Here is a 20,053-nt window from a genome sequence, read left to right as displayed (position 1 = left end):
CAGGCGGGGGTGGGCGTAAACCGGTGGGGCGCCCGCCCCCGCCCCCGTACGCTCACGGCATGCCACGACCCCACGGATTCACCTACGAGCGGCACACCGGCACAACCGTCCGCATCACCCACCGCGGCCATCCCGCCACCACCCTGAACGGCGACCGGGCCGCGCGGTTCCTCGCCGAGGTCGAGACGTCCGACCCGCAGCTCGTCATGGCCCGCTGGACCGGCAACTACAAGCGGGGCGACGAGCGCACCGCCCGCGACCACCCGCGCAGTCGCCGCTGACCCGATTGGCCTCAAGGTAAGGGAACGGCAAAACCGCCTCGCTCGTTCACCCGGCATGACAGCTATGACCCCCGGCTCGAACATCCCCCTGTCCGCCGCCCGCGTGACGGTGGACGTCGCCGCCCCGGTGCGGCTCGACGTATCGGGCCTGCTGCTCACCGCCGACGGCAAGGTGCGCTCCGACGACGACTTCATCTTCTACAACCAGCCGTCGGGCCCGGGCGTGACCTACCGCTCGGGCGGCGGCACCGCACCCGACGCGATCGTGGTCGACACCTCGGCCCTCCCGCCGGGCATCGAGAAGATCGTCGTGACGGCGAGCCCGGACGCCGCGGGCCAGACCTTCCAGGGCATCGAACCGACGGCCACGATCCGCAACGCGGACGACAGCTCCGTCCTGGCCACGTTCACTCCCCCGCAGCTGGGCAGCGAGACGGCCCTGGTGGTCGTGGAGATCTACCAGCGCAACGGCCAGTGGAAGGCCCGCGCGGTCGGCCAGGGTTACGCCAACGGCCTGGCGGGCATCGCCACGGACTTCGGAGTGACCGTGGAGGAACCGGCCGCCGCCGCCCCGGCCCAGCCCGTGGCCCCGCCGCCCGCCCCGGTGCAGCCCCCGGCCCCGCCCGTCACCACGCCCGCCGCGCCCCCGGCCGCCCCGGCCACGCCCCCGCCGCCCGCGCCCGGCTCGGGGAAGATCAACCTCGACAAGGGCCGCGTCAGCCTCCAGAAGAACCAGACGGTCTCGCTCATGAAGGGAGGCCGCCCCCTGCTCTCCCAGGTCAGGATGGGTCTCGGCTGGGAGCCCGCATACCGCGGCAAGGACATCGACCTGGACGCCTCGGTCATCGCCTACGGGCCGCAGCGCAACCACATCGACAGCTGCTACTTCGGCAAGCTGCAGATCGTCGGCGGCGCGATCCGGCACTCCGGCGACAACCTCACGGGCGAGGGCGGCGGTGACGACGAGGTCATCACGGTCGACCTGGGCCGCCTGCCCCAGGAGGTCACCGGCCTGGTCTTCACGGTCAACTCCTTCTCCGGCCAGAAGTTCACCGAGGTCGCCAAGGCGTACTGCCGCCTCCTGGACGGCACGACCGGCGAGGAACTGGTCCGCTTCGACCTCACCAGTGCCGAGCCCCAGACCGGCGTGATGATGGCCAAGCTGATCCGCCAGTTCTCCGGCGAGTGGGACATGACGGCGATGGGCGACTTCGTGAAGTCCCGCACGGTGAGGGGCATGGTGAAGCCCGCGGCGCAGTCCCTGTGACACCGCGCCCCGGTCGACGTCCCGGACGCCCCCTGCCGCGGGGCGTCCGGCGTCCACCCGGCCGCACCGGCACCCTGCCGCACCGCCACCCGGCCGCACCGGCCCGCGCCCCTTCGTCCCGGCTCCCCGGTTCCCTCGCTGCGGCGTCCTCCTGTCAGCGCCCCCGCGGCCGCAGCCCCTCCGTCAGCAGCGTGAGATACCGCCGGATGTGCCGCCCCTCCCCGTCGGCCAGTTCCGACGCCGTCGCGACCCCGTGGGCCAGCCGCAGCACGTCCATCGGCTCCACGTCCGCCCGCAGCGTGCCCTCCTCCCGCGCCGCGCGGACCAGCCGCCCCGCCGCGCTCCGCACCGAGTCGCCGCAGGCCGTGGCCCCCGCCGAGTCGCCCTCGGTGACGGCCGGGCCGAGGAGCGCCTTCAGGCCCCGCATGCGGATCATCCCGATGCCCAGTTCGTGCAGCCACTCCAGCAGCGCCTCGCCCGGCGGCAGTTGGGCGGCGAGTGCGTCGGCCCGGGCCGCGAGCGCCTCGATCCGGTCCAGGTAGGCGGCCTCCAGCAGGGCGCGCCGCGTCGGGAAGTGCCGGTACAGCGTCCCGGAGCCGACCCCGGCCCGCTTGGCGATGTCGTCGAGCGACGCCCCCTCCCCGTGCTCGGCGAACGCCTCAGCGGCCACCCGCAGCAACCGCTCGTGATTACGCCGGGCATCCGCCCGCATGGGCCTGACCTGCGCCACGCAACCACTCCTCACCGGCCGGGGACTCTCCGCGCACCCTACCGAGACCGAGCGGCGGCACGGCCCGGTCATCGGGGCGGTGGTTCAGGCGGACGCGCGCACCAGGAGTTCGGGGGTCACCCAGGCGTCCGCTCCGCGCAGGGGCTCCTCGCCCGCGCGCAGCCGGGCCACCTGCTCCACGGCCAGCCGGCCCAGCCGCCGCTTGTCGATGTGCAGCGTGGTCAGGGCGGGTTCGACGAGTTCGCCCAGGGAGAGGCCGTCGAAGCCCAGCACGGCCAGCTCGCCCGGCACCCGGCGGCCGTGGCGGCGGGCGGTGCGCATCGCGCCGACGGCGATCAGGTCGTTGAAGCCGAGCACGGCCGTGATCCCGGGCCGTGCCCGCAGCAGCCGTTCCATGCCGGCCTCGCCGCCGGTCACGCTGTGCTCGGGGCAGATGACGACCCAGTCCTCGTCGACGGGCAGGCCGAACCGCCGGGCCTGCTCCAGGAAGGCCTGCCGGCGGGGGCCGGGCCCGTGCACGCCGTCCAGCATGCCGATCCTGCGGTGGCCCCGGCGGTAGAGGTGGTCCATGCCCTGTGCGACGCCGGCCGCGGCGTCGATGCCGACGGCCGCGAACCGGGTCTGCTGCGGGCCGCGCTCCAGCAGCACCAGAGGGACACCCCCGAGGTGCCGGGTCAGCACGTCGTCGGAGTCCTTGAAGTAGCCCACGACGGCGTCCGCCTGGTGGGAGAGCACGTCGAGCGCCTGCCGTTCCCGGGCCCCGTCGATCCGCGAGTCCCACACCACGACCTGCCAGCCGCGCTGCTCGGCGGCCTCCAGCACCCCGGCGGCGACCTCAGGGAAGAAGGGGTTGCGCAGGTCCGGGATGACCAGGCCGGCCGTCACCGCGCCCTTCCGGACGAGCCCGCGCGCGAACCGGCTGGGCCGGTAGTCGAGGAGCCGCGCCGCCTCCAGGACCCGCTCCTTGGTGGCCGGGTCGATCTCACCCTTGTCGTTGACCGCCCGGGAGACCGTCTGGCGTGACACCCCGGCCAGGCGGGCGACGTCGTGGATCGTGGCCCGGCGCCGCGTACCGTCGGGCCGCTCGGCTCCCGGCTCCGCGCGCTGATCGTCCGTCCACACGCCCAGCACCCTATCCGGCGGCGGGCGCGGCCCGGCAGGACGGCCGGGCTGCCCCCAGCCCGGCCGGCGCGGGGCCGGCCGGTGCCGGGCGGGGCGGCCGTGGGCGCGTCAGTCGCCGAGCTCGGTGAACAGCGTCAGCTGCAGGGCGGCCGGCGCTTCGAGCCGGGCGTTCACAGAGTTCCAGGGGGTGCGGGTCGGCTCCGCGATCACCTCGGCGCCGGCTGCGGCGAGCCTGGCGGTGGTGGCGGCGGAGTCGTCCACCTGGAAGGCGACCCGGACGTGCCCGGCCACCCGCCGTCCCACCTCGACCTCGTCGATGAACGCGGCGTGGTTCGGATCGGTCAGCTCCAGGGTGGCCCGTCCGGCCTCCAGGATCGTCACCCGCCCGTCCTCGGAGGCGAAGGCGCCCCGCTCGGGCAGACCGAGCACGTCCCGGTAGAAGTGCAGCGCGGCGTCGTAGTCGTCGGCGGTCACGACCAGGCGGAGTTCCCGGACGGCTGGTTCGTCGGTCATGGCGGCTCCTCGGTGACGTCGGATCACCGCTGACAACCGGCCCACCGACCGCTTGATTCCCCACCCGGGCGGCACGGCGCACCCGGCACGCACGGTCGGGACGCACCCGGCACGCCCGGCACGGATGATCGAGGCCGCACCCGGCCCCCCGGCACACACGAGCGGAGCCACATCCGGCGCACCCACCAGGGACTGTCGGGGCCGCACCGACGCGCCCGCGCGGACGGGCTCCGGCCACCCCGTACCCGCGGTGCGCCCCGCGGCTGCGAAAACCCGGCGACAGTCCGGGCCGTGGCCCGCTAACGTCCGCCGGCATGACCCCTTCACTCGACCGTCCCCCCTTCCAGGCCGACGAGCGCACCGCGCTCATCGGCTGGCTGGACCTGCAACGCCGGATCCTGCGCTGGAAGTGCGAGGGCCTCAGCGAGGCGGACGCGCACCGCTCCGTCGTCCCGACCTCGCCGATGATGACGATGGCCGGGCTGGTCAGCCATATGCGGTGGGTCGAGCACACCTGGCTGGAGGTGCTGTTCCTCGGCGGCGACGAGACGCGGAACCCGTCCTTCGGCGAGACGGACGAGGACGCCGACTGGCGCACCGACGGCGTCACGTTGCGACAGGTGCTCGCGGAGTACGAGGCGCAGTGCGCCCGGAGCGACGAGATCGTGGCCGCGGCGTCCCTGGACGACGTCGGCCGCCACCCCGGGTACCGCTCCGCCAAGGCCAACCTCCGCTGGATGCTCATCCATCTCGTCGAGGAGACAGGACGGCACGCCGGGCACGCGGACATCGTGCGGGAGCTGCTGGACGGGACGAAGGGGTACTACTAGGCGGTGCCCGCACCGGCCGCCGCGCGGCCTGCTAGAACAGCGCGCTGTAGGCGTTCAGCGCGGGCTGCCCGCCCAGGTGGGCGTAGAGCACCGTGGAGTCCCGGCCGATCTCGCCCCGGGAGACCAGGTCGATCATCCCGGCCATCGACTTGCCCTCGTAGACCGGGTCGGTGACCATCCCCTCCGTGCGGGCCGCGAGGCGCATGGCCGCCAGGGTGGTCTCGTCGGGAACACCGTACGTGCCCGCGTGGTACCGCTCGTCGAGCTCGACGTCCGCCTCGGTCAACTCCCGTTCGACGCCGATGAGCTGCCCGGTGCGGTGGGCGATGCGGGCGATCTGGGTCCGGGTGGCGGCCGGTTTCGCCGAGGCGTCGACGCCGAGCACGCGCCGGGGCCGCCCGCCCGCCTCCTCCAGCGCGGCGAACCCGGCGACCATGCCGGCCTGGGTCGACCCGGTCACCGAGCACACCACGACGGTGTCGAAGAAGACGCCCAGCTCCCGTTCCTGCCGCACCACTTCGTGCGCCCAGGCGGCGAAGCCGAGACCGCCGAGCGGATGGTCGGAGGCCCCGGCCGGAATGGCGTACGGCTTGCCGCCCGACTCCTCGACCTCCCTGAGGGCCTGCTCCCAGCTCTCCTTGAACCCGATCCCGAACCCGGCCCGCACCAGCCGGACGTCGGCCCCGGCGAGACGGCTGATCAGGATGTTGCCGACCTTGTCGTACACGGCGTCCGGCCAGTCCACCCAGCTCTCCTGCACCAGCACGCACTTGAGCCCGGCCCGGGCGGCGACGGCGGCGACCTGGCGGGTGTGGTTGGACTGCACGCCGCCGATCGACACGAGCGTGTCGCAGCCCTGGGCGAGGGCGTCGGCGACCAGGTACTCCAGCTTGCGGGTCTTGTTCCCGCCGTAGGCGATGCCGGAGTTGCAGTCCTCCCGCTTCGCCCAGAGGGAGGCGCCGCCGAGGTGCGCGGTCAGGCGCTCCAGGGGGTGGACGGGCGAGGGCCCGAAGAGCAGCGGGTAACGCTCGTACGAGGACAGGGGCATGGGTCCCTCCGGGTGGGTGTCGGTCCGCCTCAGTCGGCGAGCTCTTCGAGGCTCCGCCAGATGTCCGCGGTGACGCGGACCGCCCCGGCCGCGTCACCGGCCGCGCAGGCGTCGATCAGCCGCTCGTGCAGCCCGGCCGAGCGGCAGCTGCCGCCCTCGCCGAAGCGGCGGCGCTCCAGCCGGCGGATGAGCGGGGTGTAGCGGGCGATCGTGGCGGCGGCCGCGCGGTTGCCGCTCACCCGGACGAGGACCTCGTGCAGGTCGTCGTCGGCGCGCAGGGCCGCGTCCACGTCCCCGGCGCGCACGGCCGCGGCGAACCGCTCGTTGGCGGCGCGCATCACGGCGAGGTCCGCGTCGGCGAGCCGGGGCACGGCGACCCGGGTCACCAGCTCGTGCAGGGCGCCGACCACCGCGGCGGCGTCCCGGACGTCGGCGGCCACGAGCGGGGTCACCCGGGTGTAGCTCTGCGGTTTGCTCTCCAGCAGCCCTTCGTCCACGAGCCGGGAGAACGCCTCCCTGACCGGCGCCCGGGACAGCCCGAGCCGCTCGGCGAGGTCGGCGTCGCGCACCACCGCGCCGGGTTCGATCTCCCCGGCCACGATGGCGTCCCGGATCGCCGCGTAGGCCCGGTCCCTGAGCAGGGTGCGGGGCACGGGCCGGATGGCTTGCATGAACTGAAATGTTAGATGTCAGTGCTCTGCCGAACAAGGGCGCCGTACGCCCAGCGTCGTAGGGCATGCGCCCGCATCCGTACGGACTCACCGGCAGGAGCGAACCGGTTCCGCTACCGCTTCTGCCGCTTCCACGGCCCGGTGATGGCGAGCAGGATTCCGGGCGTCTGGATGCTCGCGAAGAGGGTCCGGCCGTCGGGCGAGAAGGTGACGCCGGCGAACTCGCTGTACTCCGGTTCCCCGGGGGTGCCGATGTTCAGCTCGTTGCGGGCGATCGGGTACGTGCGTCCGCTGTCGGTCGCTCCGAACAGGTGCTGCACGCCCTCGCCGTCCTCGGCGATGACGAGCCCGCCGTACGGGGAGACGGTGATGTTGTCGGGGCCGTCGAAGGCGCCGTCGCGGGACGGGTCGGGGTTCACGCCCAGCAGGACCTTCAGCGTCAGCGTCCGGCGCTTGGGGTCGTAGAACCAGACCTGCCCGTCGTGCCGGACCGGGCTCTCCTCACGGGCGTAGGAGGAGACGAGGTAGGCGCCGCCGTCTGCCCACCACATGCCCTCCAGCTTGCGGGCGCGGGTGACCTCGCCGGCGCCGAACTGCTTGCGCACGGGGGTGGTGCGGGCGTCGCGGTCGGGTACGTCCACCCAGTCGACGCCGTAGACGGTGCCGATCCGCGTGGCGCGGGACAGGTCGTCGACGAACCGGCCGCCGGAGTCGTAGCACTTGGGCGCCTGGAGGACCCCGGCGTCGTCGGCGAGCGCGCGGAACCTCCCGGGACCGTGGGCGAAGCCCTGGGGCGGGCTCCAGCGGAAGAACAGGCCGTTGGGGTTCGCGGCGTCCTCGGTGAGGTAGGCGTGGCCGCGCCTGGGGTCGATGACGACGGCCTCGTGGTCGTAGCGGCCGAAGAACTTCAGCGGCTTGGGGTCGCGGTTGGCGCGCCGGTCGACGGGGTCGACCTCGAAGACGTAGCCGTGATCCCTGGTCATGCCGTTGGTGCCGGCCCGGTCGGAGTTCTCCTCGCAGGTGAGCCAGGTGCCCCACGGGGTGCGGCCGCCCGCGCAGTTGGTGGAGGTGCCGGCGATGCCCACCCATTCGGCGACCCGTCCGTCGGGGCGGAGCTCGACGACCGTGCAGCCTCCGGAGGCGGCGGGGTCGTAGACCAGGCCCTCGGCGAGCGGGACCGGGTGGGCCCAGTTGGCGCGAGGGCCCTTCAGCTCGTGGTTGTTGACGAGCAGGGTGGTGCCGCGCGGGCCGTCGAAGGCGGCGGTGCCGTCGTGGTTGGACGGCGTGAACTCACCCGTCTCCAGCCTCGTCCTGCCGCTGTACGTGATGATCCGGTACGAGAACCCGGCGGGCAGGGCGAGGATGCCCCGGGGGTCGGGCACGAGCGGCCCGTAGCCGGCCCCGTGCCGGGCGTCCGCCGCACCCTCCGCGCCGTCGGTGTCGTAGGACGCGAGGGCGTTCGGCGCGGTGGCGAGGGCGCCGACGCTGCCGGCCAGCGCGACACCGGCACCGGTGATCGCGGAGGTTCGGGCGAAGTCCCTGCGGGTGAGCGACATGGTGTCTCCTGTGACGGGATGCCGTGGAGGGTGGCGAACCTCGTTCGCCGACACCGTCCCGCTCACACGTGAACGAGGGCTGAACAACACCCCGCGGGCGCGGGGAACGGCGCGACAAGCCACGACGGCGCCGCACCCGCGGCCCCGGGGGTCAGCCCCCCTGCTGCGACCGCGCCTTGAACGCGGCCTTGCGCGCTTCCTTCGCCACCTTCTTGTCGGGATGCAGCCGCCCCATCGCCTCCAGCACATCGGCGGTGGCAGGGTGACCGACCCGCCACACCGCCGCGAAGAACCCGCTGTGCTGCTGCGCCAGCCCTTCGACCAGCGCCCGCAGTTCCTCGGAGTTCCCCTCCGCCGCCAGTTGCGCGGCCACCGTGTCGATGGTCAGCCAGTACACCATCGCCTCGGTCGGCGCGGGCACGTCCGCCGCGCCCTGCTCGGTCAGCCACACCCGGGCGAGCCCGCCCAGCTCGGCGTCGCCGAGCACCTCGCGCAGCGCCGGCTCGGCCGCCGGTCCCACCAGCGACAGGGCCTGCTGGCACCGCAGCCGGCGCAGCGGCGCCCCGGCGTCGGAGCCGCGGGCCGCCGCCAGCAGCTCCCGTGCCGCCGTGAGCGCTTCGCGCCGCCGCAGCCACTGCTCGGTCTCGGCCTGCGCCGCGGCCGGCGGGAACGCCGCCGTGCCGTCGAGCAGCGCGTCGGCCCCCTTGTCCGCGAGGTCCCCGACGGCCGGTGCCTCGAACCCGGCCTCCAGCAGCCGCGCCCGCATCCCGTACAGGCCGAGCGGGGTGAGCCGGACCATGCCGTAACGGGAGACGTCGGTGTCGTCCACGGGCCCGGCGGGCTCCTCGTCGGCGTCGATCATGAGCGCCTCGTCGACGGGCTGGTACTCCACGAGGCCCACCGGCTCCAGCATCCGGAACTGGTCGTCCAGGCGCATCATCGCGTCGGAGACCCGCTCCAGGACGTCGTTGGTGGGCTCGCCCATGTCGCCGGGCACGAGCACCGAGGCGGCCAGCGCCGGCAGCGGCACCGGAGCCCCGCCGGACGCGTCGCCGGCGGTCAGCAGGTAGAGGTTGCCGAGCACCCCGTCGAGGAACTCGGCCTCGGCCTCCGGGTCCCAGTCGAGGGCGGAGAGGTCGACCTCGCCGTCCGCGTCCAGCAGCCCGTCGAGGTCGGGCACGCTCGCGTCGGCGAGCACGGTCTCCACGGCCGCGAGCCACACGGCCAGCACGTCCTGCGGCGAGCCGCCGGTGAGCAGCGCGAGGTCCTCGCCCGCGCGGACGGTGCCCTCCTCCTCGTCGACGACCTCGACGAGCCCGGCGTCCACGGCCACCCGCCACGCCTCACTGGCGTCGGCGGCGGCGTCGTCCCCGCTCAGCCCGAGCAACTCGGCGGCGGCGGGCAACTGCTCGTCGACGAGCCCTCCCCCGGCGTCCACGCGGGTGTCCGGCCCGGCCCAGCGGGCGAGCCGGGCGGCCCGGGACAGCAAGGGTGTGGACAGCGCGTCGCGCGCCAGCTCCGCTTCGGGGTGCAGCCGCACCGGCGGCAGGGGGGAGCTGTCTGACATCGGCTTGTTTCTCCTAGCGCGCCTCAGGTGACTCAGCCGCTCAGCCTAGACGGATTTCCACCCATGCCGCCCACTTCATCTCCCCGTCGACTGCCGTACATGGCCGAAACCTTGACAAGTGACATGGACAGGCTGGAGATTGACGCGCGTAGAAGTCGGCGGACACTTGTTCACCGGACCTGCCCCACCAGCCATCCCACCACCGTCGTCTACGCGCGTCATACCGCCCGCCCCACAGGTAGCGGCAGACAGTCCGAGCACCACCCTCGTCCCGGCGCCCTGTCACGTCCCCGGAGGGAATCCCGTTGCCGAGCAAGTCCTCCGCGCGCCTCGCCGCGCTCACCGTCGCCGCCGCGTGCTCCGCGGCCTCCACGATCGTCCTCACCACCCCCGCACACGCCGAGCCGGTCCGCGTCCACGACATCCAGGGCAACACCCGGACGTCCCCGTACGCCGGCCGGCAGGTCACCGACGTGACCGGAATCGTCACCGGCGTCCGCGCCTACGGCTCCTCCCGCGGCTTCTGGATCCAGGACCCGAGTCCGGACGCCGACCCGGCGACCAGTGAGGGTGTCTTCGTCTTCACCAGCTCCACCCCGAAGGGCGTCGCCGTCGGCGACTCCGTCAAGGTCAGCGGCACCGTCTCGGAGTACGTCCCCGGCGGCACCGGCTCCGGCAACCAGGCCCTGACGGAGATCACCAAGCCGACGACCACGGTCCTGTCCAGCGGCAACCGACTGCCCGCCGCGACACCCGTCACGGCCCGGTCGGTCCCCGCCGCCTACACCCCCACGGGCGACACCGCGGCGAACGGCTCGATCAACGCCCTCCCCCTCCAGCCCGCGAAGTACGCCCTGGACTACTACGAGTCCCTGGAGGGCATGACCGTCAAGGTCGCCGACACCCGCGTGGTCGGCGCCACCGACCCGTACACCGAGCTCTGGGTGACGGTGAAGCCGCACGAGAACCGCACCGGCCACGGCGGTACGGTCTACGGCTCCTACGACGCCCAGAACACGGGCCGCCTGCAGATCCAGTCCCTCGGCTCGACGGCGGACTTCCCGAAGGCGAACGTCGGCGACACCCTCACGGGCACCACCGAAGGCCCCCTGGACTACAACCAGTTCGGCGGCTACACCCTGGTCGCGAGCGAACTCGGCACCCTGAGGAGCGCCGGTCTGCAGCGCGAGACCACCCGCAAGCAGCGCTCCTCGGAACTGGCCGTCGCGACCTACAACGTCGAGAACCTCGACCCGACGGACGACACGTTCGCCGCGCACGCCTCCGCGATCGTGAACAACCTGCAGTCGCCGGACATCGTGTCCCTGGAGGAGATCCAGGACAACAACGGCGCGAAGAACGACGGCACGGTCGCGGCCGACCAGACCCTGACGAAGCTGATCGACGCGATCGCCGCGGCCGGCGGCCCCCGCTACGACTGGCGCTCGATCGACCCGGCCGACGGCACCGACGGCGGTGAGCCCGGTGGCAACATCCGCCAGGCGTTCCTGTTCAACCCGGAGCGCGTCTCCTTCGCGGACCGCCCGGGCGGTGACGCCACGACGGCCACCGGTGTGACGAGGCTCCGCGGCAAGGCGCACCTGACACTGAGCCCCGGCCGCATCGCCCCCGCCGACGAGGCGTGGAAGAACAGCCGCAAGCCCCTGGCCGGCGAGTTCGTCTTCCGCGGCCGCACGGTCTTCGTGATCGCCAACCACTTCAACTCCAAGGGCGGCGACCAGGGCCTGACCTCCCAGTACCAGCCGCCGTCCCGCAGCTCCGAGACGCAGCGCCACCGGCAGGCCACCCTGGTCAACGCCTTCGTCAAGGACATCCTCGACACCCAGAAGAACGCGGACGTCGTCACGCTCGGCGACATCAACGACTTCGAGTTCTCCCGGACCGCCGAGCTCCTGGAGGGCCGGGGCGAACTCTGGTCGGCGATCAAGTCCCTGCCGCGCGGCGAGCGTTACTCGTACGTCTACCAGGGCAACAGCCAGGTCCTCGACCAGATCCTGATCAGCCCGTCGATCCGCCGCGGCTGCGACTTCGAGTACGACAGCGTGCACGTCAACGCGGAGTTCCACGACCAGATCAGCGACCACGACCCGCAGGTCCTGCGGTTCCGCCCCTGACACGGCGAGGGCCGGCCGAACACGGCGTTCGGCCGGCCCGCCCTCAGGGCACCAGCCCGAGGACGTGGTCGTACCGCCGGACGGAGCCGCTCTCCAGCAGGCCCGGCCAGTTCCGCACCCGCTTCCACCGCTCGGTCGCCGAGCCGATCCCGTCCCCCGGTGCGGCCAGGGCGTCGATGTGTGCCTGGGCGCTTTCCCACTCGGCGTAGTTGAGCACGCGGGTGCCGTCCGTACTGAGGTGGAAGTGGGCGGAGATCCCACCGGGATGCTGTTTTGGATCGCTCTCCAGGGCCTCGAACACCGCGTCGACCCAGGCACGCTGCCGCTCCGCGTCGGGCCCGTCGAACCGGACGTCGACGATCACGACACATCCCGGGACGGCCCCGCCCTCCCGCCGCGCACTGCGGTAGTGCCGGTACCGCCCGAGCCACACCCGCTCGATCCCCGGCACGGCCGTGTCGATCTCGTCGACGCGCTCCTGCCGGTGGGTCTTCACGAACGCCTCGTAGGCCTGCTCGCTGCGCCACTGCGCGTAGTGCAGCAGGCCGTCCCCGTCGTGCCCGGCGTACACGTGGTACCCCAGCAGGTCGCCGGCCGGCCAGGGCCGCCGCTCCCACGCCCGCGCGATCGCGTCCACGGCCAGCCGCTGCCGCTCGGGGGTCCCGACCCGCCAGGTGCTGAAGAAGGGAGCACCGATCCGGGGGTCGGTGAGATCCGGATGCCGTTCGGTCCGCCGGGCCATGGGAACACTCCAGTCGTGTAGGCCGATCGCTATGCCCTCACCTTCCGACCTCGACCGAACTTGAGGTCAAGTGGCTGCGGCGAAAGCCGGGACGGCCCGCACCCGCGGGACGGCGTAAGGGGACGTGCCGGGGGTCCGCCCGCAGCGGTTGGCGCGTCAACGGGGAGTCAGTCGGCACGCAACTCGATCGCGCCGTTCCGAGGACGGACACCCCCCGGCGCGGCCGCGACCACCCCCGGCGCGCAGGCGCACGCGCCCCACCGCGGTCAGGCGAAGACCCGGCCCGCACCGGGGAGAGACGAAGACACGGCCGAGGAAGACCCGGCCCTCACCGCGAAGAGATGTGCCCGTGCGCCTTCCACCGCGCGACCCCGACAGCCACCACGACCCCCGCCGCCCCGGCCATCAGCACCGGCTTGGGATGCCGCAACCCGGCCTGCACCGCGGTCCGCACCGGCCGGGGCCCCACCTGCGCGGCCCGGTCCTGCACGGAGTGCCCCGCCTGCGCCGCGCTGCTGCGCAACTGCACCGTCATCGCCCCGGCCTTGTCCCGGAGGTCGGCGGCCCGTGCCAGCGCACGCCCCTTCACATCGGCCTTCCCGGCCAACTCCTGCACCGTGTTCCCGAGTTCGCCGCGCGTCCGCTCGATCTGACGCCGCAGTTCGTCGGGCCCCTTCGCGCCACCCGTCGGCTCCGTCATCGGTGCGCCCTTTCCCTGATCTCCTCGACATCCGCCTTCACACTGCCGATCGTCCGCTCAGGCGTGGGCGGCGCGGCCCGCCGCAGCTGCCCACGGCCCAGCGCGGCCAGCACCGCCGCGATCACGAACAGCACCCCCGTCACGATCAGCGCGGCGGCCCACACGGGCAGCACCAGCGAGAGCGCGGCGGCGCCCGTCCCGGCCAGCGCGAGGAACCCGGCGTAGGCGACGGCACCCGCGGCCCCGAGCAGTCCACCGCCGCGCCCCGCCCGCCGCCCCTTCTCGGCCAGCTCCTCCTTCGCCAGCGCCACTTCCTGCCGCACCAGCCGAGAAAGCTGTTCCGCGGCCTGCCCGACGAGTTCGCCCACGGAGTGGTGCTCGTCGCGCACGGCCCGATGATCCATCGTCCCGGTCACGGTTCCGCCTCCTCTCGAAGCAGGAACCCCCGAGTACCCGGCCCCCCTGCGGCTACCCCTGCGGGCCGGCCGAGTCCCCCCGCTGCCCGAGCCGTGCCAGCTGCGTCTGGAACCAGTCGAGCCGCGCCTGCAACAGCGCGGCCTCCGCCACGAGTTCGGGCACGCCCAGCCCGTCCGCCGCCTCGATCCCGGCCGGCACCGTACCCGCGCCCCCACCGCCGGGCGCGCTACCACCCGCGCCGACGACACGCACCCCGTGACCCGCCAGCCGGGCGAACCGGCCGAGCGACACCGAGACCCGCCCCCGCGCACACGCCGCGCACGCGGGCGCCAGCCCCCGCCACCCGGCCCGCCCCCATCCGGCATCGGCCAGCACCCGCGCGCCCGCCCCGCAGCCGCACATCCCCACCGTCACGACCCGCACCCGCTGCCGCGCGTACCGGAACCCCCGCTCGAAGCGGATGTAGGCCCCGAGGACGGACACCTCCAGCAGCACGGCGGCCCGGTGCTCGGCGGTGCACAGCAGCGCCTCGGCGGCGGACCGGTCGTGCACGCAGTGGAAGCCGCAGTCGCAGCGGCGGTGCGGCGCCCGGTGCCGCAGCCCGTACACACAGGCAGCCTCGGCCACCACGCCGTACGGCAGCGCACCGCCCAGCGACACACCGGTGAACCCGGCCCCGGCGCCGTCCTGGGACAGCACCGGGTGGGCGATCTTGTATCCGGTCGGCGGCTCCGTCGGACGCTCCGAGGGAAGCCGCAGCCTCATCGGACGACCGGAACCTCTTCGACCACCGCAGCCTCGCGGACCTCGGCGCCCTCGGCGGTCCCGTCGGCCCGCAGCTGCTCGAAGTCCTGGCCGGACCCCTGGTCCAAGCCCTCGCCCCGCCCCTCCGGCTGCTCCTCCGCGATCCCCGTGGCCAGTGCCTTGCCGAGCTTCATGACGCCTCCCAGGACATCCGTCGCCGACCGTCCTGGCCATGGTGACGCATCGACACCCGGCTGGGAAGAACACCTTCGATCAAGCAAAACTTATCAATACACGGTACCAAAACTAAGTAGAGCTACACGATGATCCCGCCGACACTACCCCCATGACCCCACCGCGCACGTCCCCCTTCGGCCGCACGCTCTGCGCCATGATCACCCCGTTCACCGACTCCGGCGCCCTGGACCTGGACGGCGCCCGGCAGCTCGCCGCCCACCTGGTCGCGAACGGCTGCGACGGCCTCGTCCTCTCCGGTACCACGGGCGAGTCCCCGACCACCACGGACGCCGAGAAGTCCGCCCTGATCAGCGCCGTCCGCGAGGCCGTGGCCGGCAGCGCGACGATCGTCGCGGGCATCGGCACCGCCGACACCCGCCACACCGCCGAACTGGCCCGGGAGGCCGAGAAGGCGGGCGCGGACGGTCTGCTGGTGGTGGCGCCGTACTACAGCCGGCCCCCGCAGGACGCCGTCGAAGCCCACTTCCGCGAGATCGCCGGCACCACCGGACTCCCGGTGATGCTCTACGACATCCCGGCCCGCACCGGCATCCGCGTCGAGGCCGAGACGCTCCTCCGCCTCGCGGACCACCCCCGGATCGTCGCCGTCAAGGACTGCTCCGCCGACTTCCTGGCCGCGCAGAAGGTCCTGGCCCGCACGGACCTGGCGTACTACGCGGGCTGCGACGAACACGACCTCGCGCTGTACGCCGTGGGCGGCGCGGGCTACGTCAGCACGGTGGCCAACGTGATCCCGGGACACCTGCGAGCCGTGCTGGACGCCTTCGACGCGGGCGACACGGCACAGGCCGCCCGCCTCCAGCAGCGGGCCACTCCCCTCATCGAGGCGATGATGTCGGCGGGCCTGCCGGGGGCCGTGACCGCCAAGTCGCTGCTCACCGCTCAGCGCCTCCCCGCGGGCCCGGTCCGCGCACCCCTGCGCCCCGCCGACCGCGCCACGGCCGACGGCCTGCTCTCGCTCCACAGGGACCTGATCAGCGGGTGATCACCGCTCGGCCACCATCGTTCCCTCTTCCCCCGGGGGCTCGCGCGGGAAAAAAGGGACGGCCCGTGCCGCAGGTGTCTGCGGCACGGGCCGTCCCGTCGGTGCGAGGCCGGTGCCTCCCGGTCTCAGTTCCAGGCGTACCCGTCCCCGAGGAGCAGCGTGTGCTCCAGCACGTCCTCCGCCGGGTCGTCGATCTGCCCGACGTTGACGTTGACCAGACCGACCCGGTGGCCGTTGTGCGAGTCCTTGTTGGTCTCGTCGGCGTGCGCGGCACCCGCCGGCAGCCAGGACACCGCCAGCACTGCGACGGTCCCCACCACCGAGCGCACCACGCCCCGCCCCCGCTCGTTCCTCATGCCCCGGTCCTCGTTTCGTCGGTTCGGCTTCTGATCGGACGCTGCGTCCACCCGTTCATCTGCCGAAACGACCACGAGGTCACGCCGGGTACCTCGTACGGGTTGTCAGTTGTGGCTGTGCAGGATCTCGTTCAGGCCGCCCCACACCGCGTTGTTCGGCCGGGCCTCGACGGTGCCGGTGACCGAGTTGCGGCGGAAGAGGATGTTGGAGGCGCCGGACAGCTCGCGGGCCTTGACGATCTGGCCGTCGGGCATGGTGACCCGGGTGCCGGCGGTGATGTACAGGCCGGCCTCGACGACGCACTCGTCGCCGAGCGCGATGCCGACGCCCGCCTCGGCGCCGACCAGGCACCGCTCGCCGATGGAGATGATCACGTTGCCGCCGCCGGACAGCGTCCCCATGGTCGACGCGCCGCCACCGATGTCGGAGCCGTCGCCGACCACGACACCCGCCGAGATACGGCCCTCGACCATCGACGTGCCGAGCGTGCCGGCGTTGAAGTTGACGAAGCCCTCGTGCATGACGGTGGTGCCCTCGGCGAGGTGCGCGCCGAGCCGGACCCGGTCGGCGTCGCCGATGCGGACGCCCTTGGGGGCCACGTAGTCGGTCATGCGGGGGAACTTGTCCACGGAGGTCACCTGGAGGTGCAGGCCCTCGGCACGGGCGTTCAGCCGGACCTTCTCCAGGTCGTCGACGGCGACCGGGCCCAGCGAGGTCCAGGCGACGTTGGCGAGGTGGCCGAAGATGCCCTCCAGGCTCTGGCCGTGCGGCTTGACCAGGCGGTGGGAGAGCAGGTGCAGGCGCAGGTAGGTGTCGTGCGCGTCGATCGGCTTCTCGTCGAGCGAGGCGATGACCGTGCGGACCGCGACCACTTCGACGCCCCGGCGGGCGTCCGGGCCGATCGCCGCGGTGGCGCCACCCCCGAGCAGTTCCGCGGCACGCTCGGCGGACAGCCGCTCGGTGCCGGACGGGCCGGGCGCGTCGGCCAGCTCGGGCGCGGGGAACCAGGTGTCGAGAACGGTGCCGTCGGCGGCGATCGTGGCGAGGCCGGCGGCCACGGCGCCGGTGGTGCGAGGAGCAGTCGTGTCGGTCATGAGGGCAACCTAACCGGCGGACACGGGTCGATGCGAACCGGTGTCCGCACGTCTCACGAGCCGGTCGCCGTCGCCCACGCCCGAGCCCCCCTCGGCAGCGGCGGACACCCCACCGGCACGCCTCTTCCCGACGGACACCGCACCGACCGGGCCCCGTCGCCCGTCCCCCTGCGAACGCCGGCCGCCGAACGCCGTCGCCCTCGAACGCCAGTCGCCGAACGTCCGCCCACGAACGCCCAGCCCATGAGGCGCCCGCCCAGGAATACCCCCTCACTACTCCCGGGACGCCCCCGCCAGCACCCGCCCCAGCACCTCCCGCGCGTACGCCTCGTCGTACGGCGCCCCGGTCAGCAGCACCTGGAGGCAGATCCCGTCGACGACCGCCACCAGGGCCCGCGCGGTGACGGGATCCGTATGCCGGGACAGCTGCTCGGCGACGCCCTCGGCCCACTCGGCGGCGACGGCCCGCAGGGCGGGCCGGCGCAGCGCGGCCAGGTACAGCTCGTATTCCAGCTCCACCCCCGTGCGGTCACCGGAGAGCCACTGCCCGATCCAGGTGGCGAGTGCGGCGGCCGGGTCGGTCCAGGCGTCGTCCATGTCAGCGCACGAGGCGATCACCTTGGCGAAGCCCTCGTTGGTCTGCCGCAGTGCGGCGACCAGCAGTTCGTCGAGGGTCTTGAAGTGGTACGTCGTGGAACCGAGCGGCACGTCGGCCTCGGCGGCCGCGGTGCGGTGGCTCAGCCCGGCGATGCCCTTCGAGCCGACGACCCGGATCGCCGCGTCGATGATCCGCTGCCGGCGCTCGGGGTCGTGCCGCCGGGGCATCAGTGCGCACCTCCCAGGTTCAGCACGACGACGCCGAGGATGATCAGCGCGATCCCGGCGGCCTTGGCGACGGTCATCCCCTCGCCCAGGAGGACGATGCCGATCGTGGCGATGGCGGCGGTGCCGACCCCGGCCCAGATGGCGTAGGCCGTGCCGACGGAGACGGTCTTCAGTGTCTGCGCGAGCAGCGCGAAGGAGACCACGTAGCCGAGGAGCGTGAGCAGGGAGGGCCCGATCTTGCTGAACCCGTCGCTGTACTTCATGGCGGTGGTCGCGGCCACCTCGGCGATGATGGCGCCGGCCAGCAGCAGATAACCCATGTGTACGAGCGTACACAGTATCTGTACAGGCGTACACAGGAGTGGTACGGACCTGCGGACAACGGCTTGATATCGCCGGGAAACCGCTCTCAGCAAACGAGCCACCGGCCTCTCACCTGTCCACTACGGTGTCACCGATCGCCCACCGGGCCACCACGACTGCGCCGCCGTCAGAGGTGCCCCGCCGGAGGAAGCGCGCATGTCGGAAGAGAAGTCCCGCCCGCCCCAGGACCGTCCCTGGGAGAGCGGCTGGGCCCCGGACACCACGCGTGCCCCGGGTACGCGACGGCTCTGGCTGGCGGGTGCGCTGGCCCTGGCCACGATCACCGCGTGCGTCACGGCCGTCACCGTGATGGACGAATCCGAGGAGCCGGCCCACCGGGCGGCGGAACCGACCACCCTCGGCGGCTCGGCCCCGGGCGGCCTGATCTCCTTCGCGACGCCCTCCGAGGGCGGCACCGCGACACCCGGCGCGGGCCGCGCCCGCCCGTCCCCCACCCCGGCGAGCAGCGCTCCCAGCGTCACGCCGAGTCCCCGCCCCTCCGCCAACGCCCCCGAGCCGCCGCCGAAGGCGTCCACCGCTCCTTCGAAGCGCCCGAAGCCCCCGGCCTCCCCCGGCATATCCATCCGCGCGGTCGACTTCCCCGACCGCTACTGGCGGGTGCGCGACGGCTCCGTGCTCCTCGACCGGATCGGCTCGGGTTCCGAGCAGCGCGAAGACGCCACCTTCCGGCGCGTCACCGGCCTCTCCGACTCCTCCTGCCACTCGTTCACCACGTCGGACGGCCGCCACCTGCGCCACCGTGGCTTCGTCCTGGTCGCGGACAGGGACGACGGCTCGCCCCTGTTCCGCCAGGACGCCACGTTCTGCCCCCGCGTCTGGTCCCCGTCGGGAACGCTCTCGCTGGAGTCGGCCAACTACCCGGGGCGCTTCCTGCGGCACCGCGACTTCCAGCTCCGGCTGGACCCCTACGAGCACAGTCACCAGTACCGCTCGGACGCGTCGTTCCAGATCGTGTCCGGGCTGGACTGAGCATGCGTGAGGGCGGCACCCGGGAAGGGTGCCGCCCTCACGTACGTCAGACGGATCTCAGACGTTGAACCCGAGCGCCCGAAGCTGCTCCCGCCCATCGTCCGTGATCTTGTCCGGGCCCCACGGCGGCATCCAGACCCAGTTGATGCGCAACTCGTTGACGAGGCCGTCCGTGGCGGACTTGGCCTGGTCCTCGATGACGTCCGTCAGGGGGCAGGCCGCCGACGTGAGGGTCATGTCGACCGTGGCCACGTTCGAGTCGTCGATGTGGATGCCGTAGATCAGGCCCAGGTTGACGACGTCGATGCCCAGTTCGGGGTCCACGACGTCCATCAGGGCCTCACGGAGTTCCTCCTCCGAGGCCGGCTTCATCTCCACGGTCTCGCTCATGCCGTCGTCTCCTTCTCGGCGTCGGCTCCGCCCAGTACCTGGGCCGTCGCGTCCTTCCAGGCCATCCAGCTCAGCAGGGCGCACTTGACCCGGGCCGGGTATTTCGACACCCCGGCGAACGCGACCGCGTCCTCCAGGATGTCCTCCATCGCGTCGTCGGGCTCGAGCTTCCCCTTCGACTGCATCAGCTCCAGGAAGGTCTCCTGGATCTTCCGCGCGTCGGAGAGCTCCTTGCCCACGAGGAGGTCGTTCAGCACGGACGCGCTCGCCTGGCTGATCGAGCAGCCCTGGCCCTCGTACGAGACGTCCTCGATCGTCGTGCCGTCGTACTTCACGCGCAGCGTGATCTCGTCGCCGCACGTCGGGTTGACGTGGTGCACCTCGGCGTCGCCATCCCGCAAGCCCCGCCCGTGCGGGTTCTTGTAGTGGTCCAGGATGACTTCCTGGTACATGGAGTCCAGCTTCACG

The 20,053-nt window shown here is 73.0% G+C and carries 24 protein-coding genes; 6 read left to right on the top strand and 18 right to left on the bottom strand.

Features of this window, described 5'->3' with window-relative positions; all coding sequences use genetic code 11:
- The first annotated feature begins 59 nt into the window (after positions 1 to 59).
- Both RIN80_RS09555 and RIN80_RS09550 read left to right on the top strand, forming a co-directional pair.
- Positions 60 to 281, top strand: a complete 222-nt coding sequence (locus RIN80_RS09555; RefSeq protein WP_309095097.1) for a hypothetical protein — start codon at positions 60 to 62, stop codon at positions 279 to 281.
- 64 nt (positions 282 to 345) lie between these two features.
- Positions 346 to 1,548: a TerD family protein gene (locus RIN80_RS09550; RefSeq protein ID WP_309095106.1), complete on the top strand. Its 1,203-nt coding sequence runs from the start codon at positions 346 to 348 to the stop codon at positions 1,546 to 1,548.
- Between the two features lie 154 nt (positions 1,549 to 1,702).
- Here RIN80_RS09550 and RIN80_RS09545 read toward each other — a convergent pair whose 3' ends face one another.
- The 3 genes from RIN80_RS09545 to RIN80_RS09535 all read right to left on the bottom strand — a co-directional run bounded on the left by RIN80_RS09545 (position 1,703) and on the right by RIN80_RS09535 (position 3,913).
- Complete coding sequence (locus RIN80_RS09545; RefSeq protein ID WP_309095096.1) at positions 1,703 to 2,278, bottom strand: helix-turn-helix domain-containing protein; 576 nt, start codon at positions 2,276 to 2,278, stop codon at positions 1,703 to 1,705.
- Between the two features lie 84 nt (positions 2,279 to 2,362).
- On the bottom strand, positions 2,363 to 3,400 hold the full coding sequence (locus RIN80_RS09540) for a LacI family DNA-binding transcriptional regulator (RefSeq protein WP_309095095.1): 1,038 nt from the start codon (positions 3,398 to 3,400) through the stop codon (positions 2,363 to 2,365).
- Positions 3,401 to 3,508: 108 nt separating this feature from the next.
- Positions 3,509 to 3,913, bottom strand: coding sequence for a VOC family protein (locus RIN80_RS09535; RefSeq protein ID WP_309095094.1), 405 nt, complete (start codon positions 3,911 to 3,913; stop codon positions 3,509 to 3,511).
- 314 nt (positions 3,914 to 4,227) lie between these two features.
- On the opposite strand from RIN80_RS09535, the gene RIN80_RS09530 reads away from it, so the two are divergent.
- The gene (locus tag RIN80_RS09530; protein ID WP_309095093.1) at positions 4,228 to 4,743 is read left to right on the top strand and encodes a DinB family protein; all 516 of its coding nucleotides are present in this window, start codon (positions 4,228 to 4,230) and stop codon (positions 4,741 to 4,743) included.
- 31 nt (positions 4,744 to 4,774) lie between these two features.
- On the opposite strand, the gene RIN80_RS09525 is transcribed toward RIN80_RS09530, so the two are convergent.
- The 4 genes from RIN80_RS09525 to RIN80_RS09510 all read right to left on the bottom strand — a co-directional run bounded on the left by RIN80_RS09525 (position 4,775) and on the right by RIN80_RS09510 (position 9,585).
- A complete protein-coding gene (locus tag RIN80_RS09525) occupies positions 4,775 to 5,791 on the bottom strand; it encodes a 1-aminocyclopropane-1-carboxylate deaminase (protein ID WP_309095092.1) in 1,017 nt (338 codons plus the stop codon).
- A 29-nt stretch (positions 5,792 to 5,820) separates the two neighbouring features.
- Entirely contained in the window at positions 5,821 to 6,462 is a 642-nt protein-coding gene (locus tag RIN80_RS09520; protein ID WP_309095091.1) for a GntR family transcriptional regulator, read from the bottom strand.
- Between the two features lie 113 nt (positions 6,463 to 6,575).
- A complete protein-coding gene (locus tag RIN80_RS09515; RefSeq protein WP_309095090.1) occupies positions 6,576 to 8,018 on the bottom strand; it encodes an alkaline phosphatase PhoX in 1,443 nt (480 codons plus the stop codon).
- Between the two features lie 151 nt (positions 8,019 to 8,169).
- The gene (locus RIN80_RS09510) at positions 8,170 to 9,585 is read right to left on the bottom strand and encodes a hypothetical protein (protein ID WP_309095089.1); all 1,416 of its coding nucleotides are present in this window, start codon (positions 9,583 to 9,585) and stop codon (positions 8,170 to 8,172) included.
- A 305-nt stretch (positions 9,586 to 9,890) separates the two neighbouring features.
- On the opposite strand from RIN80_RS09510, the gene RIN80_RS09505 reads away from it, so the two are divergent.
- Entirely contained in the window at positions 9,891 to 11,720 is a 1,830-nt protein-coding gene (locus tag RIN80_RS09505) for an endonuclease/exonuclease/phosphatase family protein (RefSeq protein WP_309095088.1), read from the top strand.
- Positions 11,721 to 11,763: 43 nt separating this feature from the next.
- Here RIN80_RS09505 and RIN80_RS09500 read toward each other — a convergent pair whose 3' ends face one another.
- The 5 genes from RIN80_RS09500 to RIN80_RS09480 form a co-directional block, all read right to left on the bottom strand.
- Complete coding sequence (locus RIN80_RS09500) at positions 11,764 to 12,462, bottom strand: antibiotic biosynthesis monooxygenase (protein ID WP_309095087.1); 699 nt, start codon at positions 12,460 to 12,462, stop codon at positions 11,764 to 11,766.
- Between the two features lie 328 nt (positions 12,463 to 12,790).
- Positions 12,791 to 13,162 (bottom strand): DUF3618 domain-containing protein, encoded by a 372-nt coding sequence (locus RIN80_RS09495; RefSeq protein ID WP_309095086.1) that lies wholly within the window; start codon positions 13,160 to 13,162, stop codon positions 12,791 to 12,793.
- On the bottom strand, positions 13,159 to 13,578 hold the full coding sequence (locus RIN80_RS09490; RefSeq protein WP_309095085.1) for a phage holin family protein: 420 nt from the start codon (positions 13,576 to 13,578) through the stop codon (positions 13,159 to 13,161). The genes RIN80_RS09495 and RIN80_RS09490 overlap by 4 nt, the downstream gene beginning before the upstream one ends.
- A gap of 52 nt (positions 13,579 to 13,630) precedes the next feature.
- Positions 13,631 to 14,344, bottom strand: coding sequence for a hypothetical protein (locus tag RIN80_RS09485; protein ID WP_309095084.1), 714 nt, complete (start codon positions 14,342 to 14,344; stop codon positions 13,631 to 13,633).
- Positions 14,341 to 14,517 (bottom strand): hypothetical protein, encoded by a 177-nt coding sequence (locus tag RIN80_RS09480; protein ID WP_309095083.1) that lies wholly within the window; start codon positions 14,515 to 14,517, stop codon positions 14,341 to 14,343. Before RIN80_RS09480 ends, RIN80_RS09485 begins: the two co-directional genes overlap by 4 nt.
- Before the next feature lie 152 nt (positions 14,518 to 14,669).
- Here RIN80_RS09480 and dapA point away from each other — a divergent pair, with 152 nt between their 5' ends.
- Positions 14,670 to 15,566 (top strand): 4-hydroxy-tetrahydrodipicolinate synthase, encoded by an 897-nt coding sequence (gene dapA, locus RIN80_RS09475; RefSeq protein WP_309095082.1) that lies wholly within the window; start codon positions 14,670 to 14,672, stop codon positions 15,564 to 15,566.
- 125 nt (positions 15,567 to 15,691) lie between these two features.
- Here the strand turns inward: dapA and RIN80_RS09470 are convergent, their stop codons facing one another.
- The 4 genes from RIN80_RS09470 to RIN80_RS09455 all read right to left on the bottom strand — a co-directional run bounded on the left by RIN80_RS09470 (position 15,692) and on the right by RIN80_RS09455 (position 18,162).
- Entirely contained in the window at positions 15,692 to 15,922 is a 231-nt protein-coding gene (locus RIN80_RS09470; protein WP_309095081.1) for a hypothetical protein, read from the bottom strand.
- A gap of 105 nt (positions 15,923 to 16,027) precedes the next feature.
- Complete coding sequence (gene dapD / locus RIN80_RS09465) at positions 16,028 to 17,017, bottom strand: 2,3,4,5-tetrahydropyridine-2,6-dicarboxylate N-succinyltransferase (RefSeq protein WP_309095080.1); 990 nt, start codon at positions 17,015 to 17,017, stop codon at positions 16,028 to 16,030.
- A gap of 273 nt (positions 17,018 to 17,290) precedes the next feature.
- A complete protein-coding gene (locus RIN80_RS09460) occupies positions 17,291 to 17,842 on the bottom strand; it encodes a TetR family transcriptional regulator (protein ID WP_309095079.1) in 552 nt (183 codons plus the stop codon).
- On the bottom strand, positions 17,842 to 18,162 hold the full coding sequence (locus RIN80_RS09455; protein ID WP_309095078.1) for a multidrug efflux SMR transporter: 321 nt from the start codon (positions 18,160 to 18,162) through the stop codon (positions 17,842 to 17,844). The genes RIN80_RS09460 and RIN80_RS09455 overlap by 1 nt, the downstream gene beginning before the upstream one ends.
- Positions 18,163 to 18,361: 199 nt before the next feature.
- Here RIN80_RS09455 and RIN80_RS09450 point away from each other — a divergent pair, with 199 nt between their 5' ends.
- On the top strand, positions 18,362 to 19,195 hold the full coding sequence (locus tag RIN80_RS09450) for an AbfB domain-containing protein (protein ID WP_309095077.1): 834 nt from the start codon (positions 18,362 to 18,364) through the stop codon (positions 19,193 to 19,195).
- A gap of 57 nt (positions 19,196 to 19,252) precedes the next feature.
- Here RIN80_RS09450 and RIN80_RS09445 read toward each other — a convergent pair whose 3' ends face one another.
- Both RIN80_RS09445 and sufU read right to left on the bottom strand, forming a co-directional pair.
- On the bottom strand, positions 19,253 to 19,585 hold the full coding sequence (locus tag RIN80_RS09445; protein WP_006131178.1) for a metal-sulfur cluster assembly factor: 333 nt from the start codon (positions 19,583 to 19,585) through the stop codon (positions 19,253 to 19,255).
- On the bottom strand, positions 19,582 to 20,052 hold the full coding sequence (sufU, locus tag RIN80_RS09440; RefSeq protein ID WP_062926164.1) for a Fe-S cluster assembly sulfur transfer protein SufU: 471 nt from the start codon (positions 20,050 to 20,052) through the stop codon (positions 19,582 to 19,584). The genes RIN80_RS09445 and sufU overlap by 4 nt, the downstream gene beginning before the upstream one ends.
- Between the last annotated feature and the right edge of the window lies 1 nt (position 20,053).

This window comes from Streptomyces sp. (assembly GCF_031181705.1).
Taxonomy (GTDB): Bacteria; Actinomycetota; Actinomycetes; order Streptomycetales; family Streptomycetaceae; genus Streptomyces.
Note: the sequence above shows the minus strand (reverse complement) of the source record. Positions and strands in the feature narration are given on the sequence as shown.